Here is a 12,812-nt window from a genome sequence, read left to right on the forward strand (position 1 = left end):
GGTCAGCCACCCGCGCCGTCAGGCCGGATCCAGCTCGACAAGCGGCTGGTCGTACTCCACCGGCTGCCCGTCCTCGACGAGGACCGCGACCACCCGACCAGCGCGGTCGGCTGTCACCTCGTTCATCAGCTTCATCGCCTCGACGATGGCGACCGGCTGGCCCGGGCGGACCAGGTCGCCCACCGCGACGAACGGTCCGACGCCGGGCTCCGGTGCCCGGTAGAAGGTGCCGACGATGGGTGCCCGGACGGCCGTACGCCCGGGAACCGGCGGCCGGATCGGCGACGTCGGCGGGCCGGGGACCACTGCCGTCGTCGGCGTCGCAGCGGCGGGCGGCGAATCCGCGGGTACGTCCGGCCGTGCTGGCGCCTCGGCGGGGTGCCACTCCACCTCCAGCACCGTCGGCCCGCTGCGCAACTGGATGCGGCGCACCGGCCCGGCCAACTCGGCGATCAGGTGCCGTGCCTGTCGGCGCAGCCCGGCGAGCACCTCCTCGCCGCCCACCACGTCGTCGGCGGATCCCGCCACGTCCGTCGAGCGGTGCCCGTCGGGGCGGCCGTTCGACGTCGTGGCAACCGGGCTCGGGTCGCGCGACGGGTGGGTGTCGCGACGGGGCCCGCCGAGCCGGTCGTCGAGGGCAGCGAGGCTGTCCGTCGCGGCGATGTCGGCGCCCGGTCCGGCGGTCACCGGGCACCCGCCCGGGTGCCGGCACGGGCCGCGCCGAACCGTCGGAACCGCTGCCTGCGCTGGCGGACCAGGATCGCGGGCGGCACGTCGAGCAACGGCAGCAGGTTGGCCAGCAACGCGGCGCGCAGCCGGTGGGCCGTCTCCCCCGGGTCGTCGTGCGCCGCCGTCGCCGGCTCGGGCACGATCTCGTCGACCACCCCGAGGCGGCACAGTTCGGGCGCGGTCAACCGGAGCGCGCGGGCGGCCTGCGGCGCCGCGGGTCGGTCCGGCCAGAGGATGGCCGCGCAGCCCTCCGGGCTGATCACCGAGTAGACCGCGTGCTGGAGCATCAGCACCCGGTCGGCGACCGCCAGGGCCAGCGCGCCGCCGCTGCCACCCTCCCCGGTGATCACCGCGAGTACGGGCGTGGGGAGCACGGTGAGGGTCAGGATGTTCTCCGCGATCGCCGCGGCCTGGCCGTGCTCCTCGGCAGTCACCCCCGGGTCGGCGCCGGGAGTGTCGACGAGGGTGACCACCGGCAGGCCGAGCCGGGCGGCGAGGCGCATCAGTCGCAGCGCCTTGCGATGCCCGGCAGGGCTCGCCATGCCGAAGTTGCGGGCCACCAACTCGGCTGTGGTGTGGCCCTTCTGGTGGCCGATCACCATCACGTGCCGGTCGGCCAGCCGGGCCACGCCGCCGACGACGGCAGGGCAGTCGCCGCCGAGGCGGTCGCCGTGCAGCTCCACGAACCCGTCGAAGACGGACTCCAGATAGTCCAGTGTGGTCGGTCGGCCCGGGTGGCGGGCGATCCGCACGGTGTCCCACGCGTCCCGTAACGCCGGCTGCGGGCCGCCGTGGACCGGGTCGCCGGCGGTCGACCGCGACGGGGCCGCGTCCACCGCCGGGCCGCCGCCGGCCAGACGCTCGCGGCGTGATGCCGGCTCCTGACGGGGTACGGGCGGACGGGCCGGACGGCCCCGGGGAGCGGCGGCGGCGAGCAGCGCCGACAGTCGTCCGCGCAGTGACCGGCGCTGCACCACCATGTCCACCTGGCCGTGACGCAGCAGGAAGTCGGCGGTCTGGAACCCCTCGGGCAGCGCACGGCCGGTGACCTGGCGGATCACCCGAGGGCCGGCGAAGCCCATCCGGGCGCCGCTCTCGGCAAGCACCAGATCGGTGTTCGTGGCGAACGACGCGGCCACCCCACCGTAGGTCGGGTCGGTGAGCACGCTCACCGTGAGCAGACCCGCCTCGCGCAGCCCGGCGATGGCCTGGCTGACGGTGGCCATCTGCATCAGCGACAGCGCGCCCTCCTGCATCCGCGCTCCACCGGACGCGGTGACGAGGACGAGCGGGATGCGGTCCTCCAGCGCCCGCTCGGCGGTCCGGGTGATCAGTTCACCGACCGCGCAGCCCAGGCTGCCCCCGAGAAAGCGGAAGTCCATCACCGCCAGGGCCGCCGGGTGCCCGCCGATGGTGGCGGTGCCGCAGACGACAGCCTCGGCCAGGCCGGTGCCGGCCCGCGCGGCGGTGAGTCGGTGCGGGTACGGCAGCACGTCGACGAAGTCGATCGGGTCCACCTCGGACGCCAGGTCGGGCAGGAGGCACAACGACCCCGGGTCCACGAGCTGCCGCAGCCGCTCCGGGGCGCCGAGCCGGGCGTGCTGCCCGCACTCCGGGCAAACGTCCAGGTTGCGCCGCAACCGTTTGCGGTAGAGCAGACTCGCGCAACCGGCACAGCGGGACCACAGTTGCTCCTCCCGAGGCGCGGTGGCGGTCACGAGCGCCGCCCGGCGTCCGCCGAGTCGAACCGGTAGAAGCACTGCGCCATCGCGTCGCGCGGTGAGCGCCACGTCGGCAGGTACGGCGAGACGTACGGCCGGAGCCGGTCGCTGACCCGTACGAACTCGGGGTGGTCGCGGACGGCCTCCACGGCCCCCTGCGCCGGTTGCTCGGTTTCGAGCAGGTGCACGTAGAGGTCGTGCAGTCGATACAGCGAGCGGTGCCGGACGCCGACCAGGCGCGGCAACTCCGTCGCGTCCGACTCGGCGAAGATCTCGGCCACCTGTTCCTCGGCGGTCGGGACGACCTTCGCGACAATCAACGATCGGTCCATGGCTGGGCCTCCCCCCACGTCGTCCGCCCGGCGGGTGAGCCCCCGGGCGCGCTGGACGACTGCCGACACGATGCGGCAGCCCTCGTCACGACGGCGTCACCGCGACCGACCGGCCAGCGACGCCAGATGGTGACGCTGCGTTGATTCAACCTGTGGGCCAGCTATGAACCCACCACCCCGCGATCAAAGTTTGACCAGTTCAGAACCGATTTCACGGTTGCCCGGCTATCGACAGAAGGCCGACGCCGCCGTTGACTCACCGTGATCACGATTGATAATCTTCACAGTGGTCAGCCCGGCGGCTCCGGCGGGCGGCACCACGCCCGGGTGGCCGTGGTCGCGCCCCGCCGCAGGCGTCGACAGCGGCGTCACGGGCAACCGTCCGGGACACAGCAGACAGTCGGGACGAGCGTTCCGCAGGGGGTGCCGCCGTGACCGCTGATCCGTCCATGCCGACCGCCGGAGGTCCTCGCGCAGCCGACGTCTCGCTGCACCTGCTCGGCGGTTTCCGGCTCCTGCGCGACACCACACCTGTCGTGGTGCCGCGCGGTCTGCAACGCGTGATGGCGCTCATCGGGTTGCGTCCCGGCGCCCCTCGCAGCCAGTTGGCAGGGCTGCTCTGGCCCGACGCGTCGGAGGAGAGGGCGCTGTCGTCACTGCGCACCGCCCTGTGGCGACTGCGGCAGGACCCCTGCTGCCCGATGACGATGGCCGGCGACACGGTCCGGCTGCACCCGGCGGTCCGATTGGACGTCGACGAACTTGTCGGCACGGCCGCCCGGGTCCGCGACGGCGACGACGCGCGGACCACCGCCGGGGCGCTCGCCGCCGGCCGACACGACCTCCTGCCCGGCTGGTACGACGACTGGGTGCTGTTGGAACGCGAGCGACTGCGTCAGCTGCGCCTGCACATGCTGGAGCAGGTCGCTGCGCAGCACCTCGCCGCCGGCCGGCACGGCGAGGCGTTGCAGGCCGCGCTCGAGGCGATGGCGGCCGAGCCGCTGCGCGAGACGCCACACCGGCTCGTGGTCCGCATCCATCTCGCCGAGGGCAACGCCTTCGAGGCCGTACACGCCTTCTACGTCTACCGCGACCTGCTGCGCCGAGAACTGCGGTTGGAGCCCAGCCCGGCGATGAGCGCCCTGCTCGACGACACGCTCGCCCCGATCCGCGCGGCGAGCACCGGCCGGGAGGTCGCCGCCCGGCCGTCACCGGCGGGCCGGCGCACGTGACGGCCACGTGACACGCGGTGCGCCACGGTGGGCGAAACGAGCACGTGACCGCCGGCCCGCGGGCCGGAGAACGGCCACCGGCGGAAGGGGTTCCATGAGTCGTCTGCTGATCGTCAGCCGGATCGTGCCGGGCGCGGAGAGTCAGGTCGCGCAGATCTTCGCCGAGTCCGACGCTACCGAGTTGCCCGGTCTCACAGGTGTCGTCCACCGATCGCTCTACAGCCTGCACGACCTGCACGTACACCTGATCGAAACCTCGGACGTCGACCCGGGCGCGCTCGCCGCCGCCCGCAACCATCCGCTCTTCCGGCAGGTAAACGAGCGGCTCGCCGCGCACACCTCGCCGTACCTGTCGGCCTGGCGCTCCCCCCAGGACGCGATCGCCGACTGCTTCTACCGATGGGACGCGGCCGACGCGACCGCGGCACACCCGGCCGGCTGACGTGTCCGCCACGCCGCCCCACGTCCTGATCATCGGCGCCGGCACCGGTGGGCTGTGCCTGGCGCAGGGGCTGCGCCGCGCCGGGATCAGCGTCGCCGTCTACGAACGGCACCACCACCGCGCCGAAGGGCTGCTCGGCTACCGGGTGGGCATCGGCCCGACCGGCAGCCGAGCGCTGCGGGAGTGCCTGCCCCCGGCGTTGTTCGCCACCTTCCTGGCCACCTGTGCCCGCCCGCCGCGCTACTTCAACGTGGTCACCCAGAAGCTGAGCGAGACCGCCTCGTTCGCACTGCGACCGGACGCCGACCCGGTGCACACCGAGCACTCGGTGGCCCGGATGACGATGCGCCAGGTGCTGCTGACCGGCCTGACCGACGTGGTGCACTTCGACAAGACCTTCATCCGGTACGAGCAGCGCGACGACGGCACCGTCACCGCGTACTTCGCCGACGGCACCGACGCCACAGGCGACCTGCTGGTGGCCGCCGACGGCACACATTCGGCGGTACGCCGGCAGTACCTCCCGCACGCGGTCGTCCGGGACGCCGGCACCATCAACATCGCCACGAGGATCCCGCTCACCCCGCACACCCGCGACCTCGTTCCGGAGCGGGTCCGTCAGGGCATCTCGCTGATCTTCGGCACCGGCGGGATGATGGGCGTCCTGCACGTCATGGAGTTCAGGTGGGACGCCGATCGGGCGATCAAACCCGGCGTCGGTGACGCCGACGCCGCTCTGCTGCGCGGCTGGCCCGGCCTGGCCCACGACACCACTACCGACAACATCAACCTGATCATCTGGAGCACCGCCCGCCGATTTCCCCCCGACGTCATGCAGCTGCGTGGCGACGCCCTGATCGGGCTCGCCCTGGACCTCACCCCGAACTGGCATCCGCACCTGCGGGAACTGCTCAGTCGCGCCGACCCGGGCAGCGCCCTGCCGATCAGGGTGGCCACCTCCGTGCCGGTGCCGCCGTGGAAGAGCAGCACTGTCACGCTGCTCGGCGACGCCATCCACACCATGACACCGGGACGCGGGGTGGGCGCGAACACCGCGCTGCGCGACGCCCGCCTGCTCTGCCAGCAACTCACCCGCGCCGCCCACGGAGACAAGACGCTCGTGCAGGCCGTGGCCGACTACGAGGCCGCGATGGTGCCGTACGGCTTCGCACGGGTCACCGAATCACTCAACCGCAGTGGCACCAACGGCGACGACCGGATGTACCGGCCGGTGGTGGGTCGGCTCGCGCTGCTCGGCGCACGCGGCTACTTCGGAGTGACAAGCCGGGTACCGCGGCTGCGTCGCCGGTTCGTCGACGACTTCCACACCTACGAGGGCGACCAGGACTGACCCCGCCGCCACCGACCCGGGTGCGGCATCCCCGCGCCCGGGTCGGATGCCGTGCGACGCCGTCCCGGCGCGACGCTGCGTCACCTGTCACGCACCCCGCGAGGTGCCCGTCCCGCGCATACCCGCCCCGACCGATCCTCCCTGTCGTCGCCACAGCGCATGTGCAAAGCTGCGGCGAGTTTTTCTCGTGATTTTTCCGACGACATGAGAGGGAGGTTCGCCGTGGAGTGGTCTATCGGACACTCGCTGATAGTGGTACTGGCACTGTTGCTGGGCCTGGCCGCCGGGTGGTTGCTGCGCGGCCGGCAGGCAGCACAGGCCAGCGGGCAGGCGGGATCGATCGTGGACGGTGACCCCGTCGCCGGCCTGGCCGTGGTGACCGCTCCGGTGGCGCCGGCCACCACCGACGAGGCCCGGCCGGCCGCGACCGTCGACCCCGCCCCGGTAGCGCTCATCGACGAGCCGACCCCGGTCGACACCGTCAGCGCTCCGGACGCGGTGACCACCTCCGACGATCCCGCCCCGAACACCGTCGACCTGGGCGACATGGCCCTGACCGAGACCCCGCCGCCCGTCCCGGCCGCGACGCTCACGGACACGGCGGACGTGCGCCCCGAGCCGGAGTCGGCCCCGATCGAGGATCAGCCCGTCCCGGCGACAATCGTCGCTCCCCGCGAGCCGGCGGACGACATCGCGCACGCCGACACCCCGCAGACCGAGCCCACGCCGGCCGAGGCCTCTCAAGCCGACACCACGCCGGCCGAGGTCGCTCCGGTCGAGGTCGCTCCGGTCGAGGCCACGCCGGCAGAGGTCGTGCAGGCAGACGTCACGCCGGTCGAAGCCGCGCCGGCGGAGGTTGCGCCGACGGAGGTCACGTACACCGAGGTTGGCCCGGCCGGGACGACGGCCGCGGTTGCCGCGGTCGCGACGTCGGCGGACGCCGACGACACCGAGCCGGCACGGGCCACGCCGCCGGTCCGGCCGGCCACCACGCCGCTGGCACCCTCGGTCGCCGACAGCGCACCGGATGCCACGGACGCCGGCCCGGCCGACGACTTCCGCCGGATCCAGGGGGTCGGGCCGAAGATGGCGGCCGCGTTGCAGGCCGCCGGTGTACGCACCTACGGCCAGCTCGCCGAGCTGGACGAGGCGGCGCTGCGGGACCTGATCCGGGCCGCCGGCCTGCGGGCCGCGCCCAGCCTGGCGACCTGGCCTCAGCAGGCGCGGGTGCTGGCGGGTGCCGCTGACGAGGCGGTAGCGGTGCTGCCCGGCGGCGACCAGGGCTGACGTTCAACATCGAGCCCCCGGCGGCCGTTCCCACGGGACGGCCGGCCGGGGGCTCGGCCGTTCGAGGGCACGACCGTTCGAGGGCACGACCGTTCGAGGGCACGGCCGTTCGGGCAGCCGCGCGCCGCCGCATCCGGCTCGGCCCGGCGGCTGACGGCCGGCTCGGCCGCAACCGGGCGGCTGGCGGCCGGCTCGGCCACGGCCGGGCGGCTGGCGGCCGGCTGGGTGGAATCACGCTCGGTAGGGGGAGAACCTGACGAGTGCGGGCGGCGCGGCCCTCTGCTCGCTAACGTCGGTCGAGGTGGCCCGGACGGTCCGCCGAGTCGTCGGCACCGCAGGAGCGACAGTGCCCCACTCCGCGTCGGAGCCCGGGCCCCGCGAGGCCCGAGTGCCCGCACGCGACCCGGAGGCCTCACGCCGGGTGACGCTTCTCGAACTCTTCTTCGACCTGGTGTACGTGGTCGCGCTCGCTCTCATCTCGCGCGAGTTGGTCGAGCAGCTCGACTGGCACCAGGCCGGCCGGGCGCTGATCCTGCTGGCCGCCGTCTGGTGGACGTGGGCGATCACCACTCTCGTCACCGACCTGTACGACCCGGAACGCACCGAGATCAAGCTGCTGATCAGCGCGGTGATGTTCGGCGCGCTGCTGATGACGACAGCGATCCCGGAGGCGTTCGGCGCCCGAGGGCTCGTCTTCGCCGGCGCCTACGTGGCGATCCACCTCGGACGCGGGCTGTTCCTGATGCCTATCGTGCGTCACGAGCCGAAGTTCCAGCGCCGGGCGGCGCGGATCTTCATCTGGTTCGCGGTGTCGGCGATTCCCTGGCTCGTCGGCGCGTTCGTCAGTGGTGACGCCCGGCTGGTCTGCTGGGCCCTCGCGCTCGCCATCGACTACGTCGGCTTCCGGCTGGCGTACCCGGTGCCGGGCCTCGGGGTGGTGCCGGAGGAGCAGCGCAACGTCACGGCCGAGCATCTGTCCGAGCGGTACCAGCAGTTCTTCATCATCGCCCTCGGCAACGCCATCCTGACCATCGGCACCATGTTCAGCCTGGCGCGCTCCGAGGCGGTGAACATCGGGGCGTTCGCGGTGGCGTTCGCGACCACCCTGCTGCTGTGGCGAATCTACGTCCACAAGTCCGGCCAACTGCTGCCGGTGGCCATCCAGACGGCCCGGTCGCCGAGCAAGTTCCTGCTCAGCGCGCCGTACACCCATCTGCTGATGATCGCCGGGGTGGTGGCCACCGCCTCCGGGTTCGAGTTGCTGCTGCGCGAACACCCCGGCCGTACGCCGGCGGCCTGGCTGACGGTGATCCTCGGCGGCCCGGCGCTGTTCCTTGTCGGCCGGTCCGCCTTCGAGTACGAGGTGTTCAGCAGGGTGTCGCCGTCCCGGCCGGGCGGCATCCTGGCGCTGCTGACCATCGCGTCGGCTGCGCTGTTCCTGCCACCGTTCGTCGCCTCGCTCGGCGCCATGCTGGTGCTGGTCGGGGTCGCCTACGCCGACTATCGCCGCAGTCGGGGCAAACCACCCGAGGCGCCGGTCCCACCGCACTGAGCCGGGCGATCCCCACTCACACAAGCGCCCCCGCGTACCCCCGGACCCGCAGCCGCTGCCCGGCGGCACCGCCGAGGCGCACCTGGAGACCGAGTGGCGCCGCGGCCCGGCGTACGTCGTCCACGTGCAGCGAGCCGTGCCGGTCCACGGTGAGCACCGGCGGTTCCTCCCACTCGCCCTCCGGCGCGTGGAACGACAGCAGGGTCACCGAGGTGGTGAGGTAGCCGGGGTAGGCGGCGCGGGCCGCCGCCTCGTCGCGGTGCAGGAGGACCACCAGGTCGTCGAGGTGGGCGAAGTCGGCGGCGAGGGCACCCGACTTCCAGTGCGCCGGCTCGTCGGTCGCGCCGGTGCGGTGCCGGGACCGGTTCGCCGAGGTGATGTAGAGGTGGTCGGAGCCGGTCTCGGCGAGCGCCCGTTCGAAGAAGGCGTTCGACGGGCACGTCAGTCCGGGCGCGATGACCTGTGTGGTGCGCATACCGCAGTCGATCTGGGTCAGGTGTTCGGGCAGCCGGTCGGTGGCGGGGCCCCGGAAGCCGAACGGCCCGGCGCCGTAGAGGGCGTCCATCAGGGCCCGCACCCGGCCCACCGGCAACCGGGGCGAGATCCGCGACCAGTCGAACATCGCGGGGATCCGCCCGACGCCTGTGGTGATGCTGCCGACCTGGTTGATCGGGCGGCCCTTGGCCAGGTTGACCCGGCGCACCGTGGCGGCGTCCGGGCGGGTGACGATGGCGTAGAAGTTGGCGAACGCCACCGCGACGACCGCGCCGCGGGCCAACGCGCGGGCGGCGACCGCGACGTCTTCCGGGCAGTCGACGTACAGGGGCGGTGTCGGGGCGTCCATGAGTCCTCCTGGGCAAGGCCGTGACGCAGTTCTACGTCCCGCGACCCGTGCTACGGCGAGGTCCGTCGTCGATCCGATAGCCGAGCACCTGTACCCGGTGCGGGCGGCCGATGCCGGTGCGGTACCGACGGACCGATGGCATCGGCCGGACGGATGAGGCGGCCGGGTCGTGGGTGACCACAGTTAGCCGCGCGACGCGATTGGGTACAACGCGTACACCTCAGATCCACCACATTCCTTCAGGAGGCAGCGATGCGCGGCACCTCGATACTCGGAGTCATCGTCGTGATCTGGTTGGTGATCGGCGCGATCGCCGGTGGCCAGCGGGGCTACTACAGCGGAGACGACACCAACTGCGCCGAGGCCGGCACCATCCTGGTCACCATCGTGGCCGGGCCGTTGAACTACATCGGCGCCAACCCCAAGGTCGACTGCAAGCTGCCCGAGCCGTCCAAGTAGGACATCCCCGGTGCCGCCGGCCCGCGCCCGAACGGGGCGCGGGCCTTTTTGCTGCCCGCCAGCCGCCGTCCCGGGGTACGCCGCATGGTGTCGCACACACCACCTCGGGCATCCTAGGAGGCTGCCCTGCGCTCCCCCGGATCGCGTTTGTCGGCCCGGAGGGCGGGAACCGAGCGGCGTCAGTCGACGGACGGAACCGGGAGCGTGGCATGCGGATCGGCTACAAACTGGCCTCGGAGGGCTTCGGGCCACAGGAGATCATCCGGCAGGCCGTCCGGGCCGAGCAGGCCGGTTTCGACTTCGTCGAGATGAGCGACCACTTCCACCCCTGGCTGGACGCGCAGGGCCACTCGTCCTTCACCTGGAGCGTGCTGGGCGCGATAGCGGCCAGGACGACCACCCTGGGCCTGGCCACCGGCGTCACCTGCCCGACCGTGCGCTACCACCCGGCGATCATCGCGCAGGCCGCCGCGACAATGGCGCTGATCTCCGACGGGCGGTTCACCCTCGGTGTCGGCGCTGGCGAGCGGCTCAACGAGCACGTCGTGGGGCAGGGCTTCCCCAGCGTACGAGGCAGACACGAGCGACTGCGCGAGGCGCTGGAGATCATCCGGCTGCTCTGGCAGGGCGGCTACCAGTCGTACGAGGGACGGCATCTGCACCTGGAGGACGCCCGGATCTTCGACCTGCCCGACACACCGCCGGTGATCGCTGTGGCCGCCAGCGGTGAGGGGTCGGTCCAACTCGCGGCCGAGCTGGGTGACGGGCTGTTCGCCACCGAGCCGGAGGCCAGGCTCGTCGAGCTCTATCGGCACGCCGGCGGAATGGGCCCACGCTATGCCGAGGTGCCGCTGGCCTGGGCCACCGACGAGCAGCAGGCGGTGCAGGCGGTGTGGCAGACCAGCCGGTGGATGGTCACCGGCTGGAAGGTGATGAGCGAACTGCCGAACCCGGTCAACTTCGACGCGGCAAGCAGGCACGTCGAGGAGAAGCACATCCGTGAACTCTTCGCCGTCGGCCCCGACCCGGAGCCGCACGTGGCAAAGGTGCGGTCGTACGTCGACGCGGGCTTCGACCACATCGTCCTGCAGAACGCCGGCGGCGACCCGGACGGGTTCCTCGACTTCTTCGCAGACGATCTGTCCGGCCGGCTCCGCGCGCTGGCCTGAACCGGCAGACGGCACGGCACCGGCCGCCCGGACGGTGATCGTCCGGACGGCCGGCGGCGTGCTCGGGATGGGACGCGTCAAGTTCAGCGGAAGCAGTGCGGGATCGGCACGGCGCTGCCCTCGCAGTTGGTCGGCTCGTTCTCGACGACCACGCTCTCGTCGTCGAGCTTGACCTGGGCGTGGGAGGCGAAGATGCCGCCGGGTTTCACAGTCGCCGCGTTGTGGGTGACCTTGCTGGTGTAGAGCGCCACCGAGCCCGCCGTGGCGTAGATGCCGCCACCCTTGGACGCCGCGCCGACCGCCTCGTTGCGGGTGACGTCGCTGCCGCGTACCAGCAGGTTGGCCTTCTCGGCGTAGATGCCGCCACCGATGCCGTGCGTGGTGTTGCCGTCGACAACGCTGTCGTCGAGCGGCGTCAGGCCCTTGACTGTGGAGATGCCGCCGCCGTTGACGGTGGACGTGTTGCCGCGGATCGTCATCTTGCGCATCACCAGCACCGCGTCGGAGTTCGCGGCGCCGCCACCGATCTGCGCGGTGTTGTTCAGCAGCTCGGTGTCGAAGACCTTCGTCCGGGCCGAGAAGCTGGCCAGCCCGCCGCCCTGCGCGGCGCTGTTGTGGGTGAAGGAGACACTCTCCACGTCGGCCGCGCCCCGGTAGTTGCCGAGCCCTCCGCCGTACGCGTTGGCGCTGTTGCGGTGGAACTCGGAGCGCTTGAGCGTCAGCACACCACCGTTGAGCAGGCCCCCGCCCTTGCCCGCGGCGCCGGCGGCGCTGTTGCCGATGAACGTGGAGTCGGTGACCACCATGTTGCCGTCGTTGAAGAAGCCACCGCCACCGCCCTCGGGCGACAGCGACGTGCTCTGCGTGACGGTGACGCGCTCCACCACGGCGGTGGCGCCGTGCACCACGTGCAGGCTGCCACCCTCGATGGCCGAGCGGCCGTTGTGCAGTTCCACGTCGCGCAGGGTCAGCTCGCCACCGTCGCGGACGGTGAAGAAGCGGAACGCGGCGGCCTGGGCGTCCCGGGCGATGGTGGCGCCCGCCCCGTCGATCGTGATGGGCTGGTAGATCACCGGCAGGCCAGCGGTGTCGTCGGCCGGGTTGCGCGGCGGCGCTTCCGCGTCACCGGGGGTCTCCGCGGCGTCGGCCGCCTCCCGTGCGTCGCGGATCCCACCGTCGTACTGGTCCTTCTCCTGGAACGCGTCGGCGAGGGTGTAGCGGCACTTCGGCGCGAGCCGCAGCTCACCGCCGCCCTCGGCGTTTGCCGTCACCAGCGCCGCCACCAGCTTCGCCGGGTCACAGGGCACCTCGACCACACCACGCTTGCCGGTGCCCGGTGCCTGTCGTGGGGCCCGCGCGGTGTCGTCGCCGGCACGCTCGGGCCTGTCGTCGGCGCGCCTGCCGTCGTCACTTGTCGCGGCGCTGAGCCTGCCCAGGCCCGGGAGCGAGAGGTCGCGGTCGGCGGCCGCGGCGACGCCCGCCACGCCGGCCGCCCCCACCACAAGGCTCCCGGCCAGGAAGCCGCCGGCTAAGAACCGTCGGGACCGCCGTCTGGGTCGTGCCGGGTCTCCTCCGCGGTACGTGGACATCAGGATGCCTGCCTTCCTGGCTGCGTGAACGTGACCGCGCACCGATCCGGGCGCGGGGCGACCGACGAACCGCCGACCACCAAACGTCACGATAGGTCCGCAATA

At 72.6% G+C, this 12,812-nt stretch carries 12 protein-coding genes; 7 read left to right on the plus strand and 5 right to left on the minus strand.

Annotation, left to right across the window (positions count from 1 at the left end):
* Window positions 1–18: 18 nt before the first annotated feature.
* Genes accB through ACFY2Q_RS22700 form a run of 3 tightly spaced genes read right to left on the minus strand, consistent with a single transcriptional unit; the run spans window position 19 to window position 2,782 of the window.
* Window positions 19–663, minus strand: a complete 645-nt coding sequence (accB, locus tag ACFY2Q_RS22690; RefSeq protein ID WP_387133475.1) for an acetyl-CoA carboxylase biotin carboxyl carrier protein — start codon at window positions 661–663, stop codon at window positions 19–21.
* Between the two features lie 20 nt (window positions 664–683).
* On the minus strand, window positions 684–2,447 hold the full coding sequence (locus tag ACFY2Q_RS22695; RefSeq protein ID WP_387133343.1) for an acetyl-CoA carboxylase carboxyltransferase subunit alpha: 1,764 nt from the start codon (window positions 2,445–2,447) through the stop codon (window positions 684–686).
* On the minus strand, window positions 2,444–2,782 hold the full coding sequence (locus tag ACFY2Q_RS22700; protein ID WP_387133345.1) for a TcmI family type II polyketide cyclase: 339 nt from the start codon (window positions 2,780–2,782) through the stop codon (window positions 2,444–2,446). The genes ACFY2Q_RS22695 and ACFY2Q_RS22700 overlap by 4 nt, the downstream gene beginning before the upstream one ends.
* A gap of 431 nt (window positions 2,783–3,213) precedes the next feature.
* Between ACFY2Q_RS22700 and ACFY2Q_RS22705 the strand changes: the two genes are divergently transcribed.
* The 5 genes from ACFY2Q_RS22705 (at window position 3,214) to ACFY2Q_RS22725 (ending at window position 8,646) form a co-directional block, all read left to right on the plus strand.
* Entirely contained in the window at window positions 3,214–4,014 is an 801-nt protein-coding gene (locus ACFY2Q_RS22705; RefSeq protein ID WP_387133347.1) for a BTAD domain-containing putative transcriptional regulator, read from the plus strand.
* A 94-nt stretch (window positions 4,015–4,108) separates the two neighbouring features.
* Window positions 4,109–4,456, plus strand: coding sequence for a TcmI family type II polyketide cyclase (locus ACFY2Q_RS22710; protein WP_387133348.1), 348 nt, complete (start codon window positions 4,109–4,111; stop codon window positions 4,454–4,456).
* A 1-nt stretch (window position 4,457) separates the two neighbouring features.
* Window positions 4,458–5,807 carry an FAD-dependent oxidoreductase gene (locus ACFY2Q_RS22715; protein ID WP_387133349.1) on the plus strand — a complete coding sequence of 450 codons (1,350 nt, stop codon included), beginning with the start codon at window positions 4,458–4,460 and terminating at the stop codon, window positions 5,805–5,807.
* 222 nt (window positions 5,808–6,029) lie between these two features.
* On the plus strand, window positions 6,030–7,094 hold the full coding sequence (locus tag ACFY2Q_RS22720; RefSeq protein ID WP_387133350.1) for a hypothetical protein: 1,065 nt from the start codon (window positions 6,030–6,032) through the stop codon (window positions 7,092–7,094).
* Between the two features lie 301 nt (window positions 7,095–7,395).
* Complete coding sequence (locus ACFY2Q_RS22725; protein WP_387133351.1) at window positions 7,396–8,646, plus strand: low temperature requirement protein A; 1,251 nt, start codon at window positions 7,396–7,398, stop codon at window positions 8,644–8,646.
* Window positions 8,647–8,662: 16 nt separating this feature from the next.
* On the opposite strand, the gene ACFY2Q_RS22730 is transcribed toward ACFY2Q_RS22725, so the two are convergent.
* Window positions 8,663–9,490, minus strand: a complete 828-nt coding sequence (locus ACFY2Q_RS22730) for a hypothetical protein (RefSeq protein ID WP_387133353.1) — start codon at window positions 9,488–9,490, stop codon at window positions 8,663–8,665.
* Window positions 9,491–9,742: 252 nt separating this feature from the next.
* On the opposite strand from ACFY2Q_RS22730, the gene ACFY2Q_RS22735 reads away from it, so the two are divergent.
* A complete protein-coding gene (locus tag ACFY2Q_RS22735) occupies window positions 9,743–9,949 on the plus strand; it encodes a hypothetical protein (RefSeq protein WP_007460667.1) in 207 nt (68 codons plus the stop codon).
* 209 nt (window positions 9,950–10,158) lie between these two features.
* Complete coding sequence (locus ACFY2Q_RS22740; protein ID WP_387133355.1) at window positions 10,159–11,118, plus strand: TIGR03557 family F420-dependent LLM class oxidoreductase; 960 nt, start codon at window positions 10,159–10,161, stop codon at window positions 11,116–11,118.
* 83 nt (window positions 11,119–11,201) lie between these two features.
* Here the strand turns inward: ACFY2Q_RS22740 and ACFY2Q_RS22745 are convergent, their stop codons facing one another.
* Window positions 11,202–12,707 (minus strand): hypothetical protein, encoded by a 1,506-nt coding sequence (locus ACFY2Q_RS22745; protein WP_387133357.1) that lies wholly within the window; start codon window positions 12,705–12,707, stop codon window positions 11,202–11,204.
* Window positions 12,708–12,812 lie beyond the last annotated feature (105 nt).

Source organism: Micromonospora sp. NPDC000316 (assembly GCF_042898885.1).
Lineage (GTDB): Bacteria > Actinomycetota > Actinomycetes > Mycobacteriales > Micromonosporaceae > Micromonospora.

What these genes read in the sequence shown, in the direction of transcription:
- ACFY2Q_RS22740 (WP_387133355.1), top strand. Translation starts at nt 10,159, where the DNA reads ATGCGGATCGGCTACAAACTGGCCTCGGAGGGCTTCGGGCCACAGGAG.
- ACFY2Q_RS22735 (WP_007460667.1), top strand. Translation starts at nt 9,743, where the DNA reads ATGCGCGGCACCTCGATACTCGGAGTCATCGTCGTGATCTGGTTGGTG.
- ACFY2Q_RS22730 (WP_387133353.1), bottom strand. Translation starts at nt 9,490, where the DNA reads ATGGACGCCCCGACACCGCCCCTGTACGTCGACTGCCCGGAAGACGTC.
- ACFY2Q_RS22700 (WP_387133345.1), bottom strand. Translation starts at nt 2,782, where the DNA reads ATGGACCGATCGTTGATTGTCGCGAAGGTCGTCCCGACCGCCGAGGAA.
- ACFY2Q_RS22710 (WP_387133348.1), top strand. Translation starts at nt 4,109, where the DNA reads ATGAGTCGTCTGCTGATCGTCAGCCGGATCGTGCCGGGCGCGGAGAGT.
- ACFY2Q_RS22745 (WP_387133357.1), bottom strand. Translation starts at nt 12,707, where the DNA reads ATGTCCACGTACCGCGGAGGAGACCCGGCACGACCCAGACGGCGGTCC.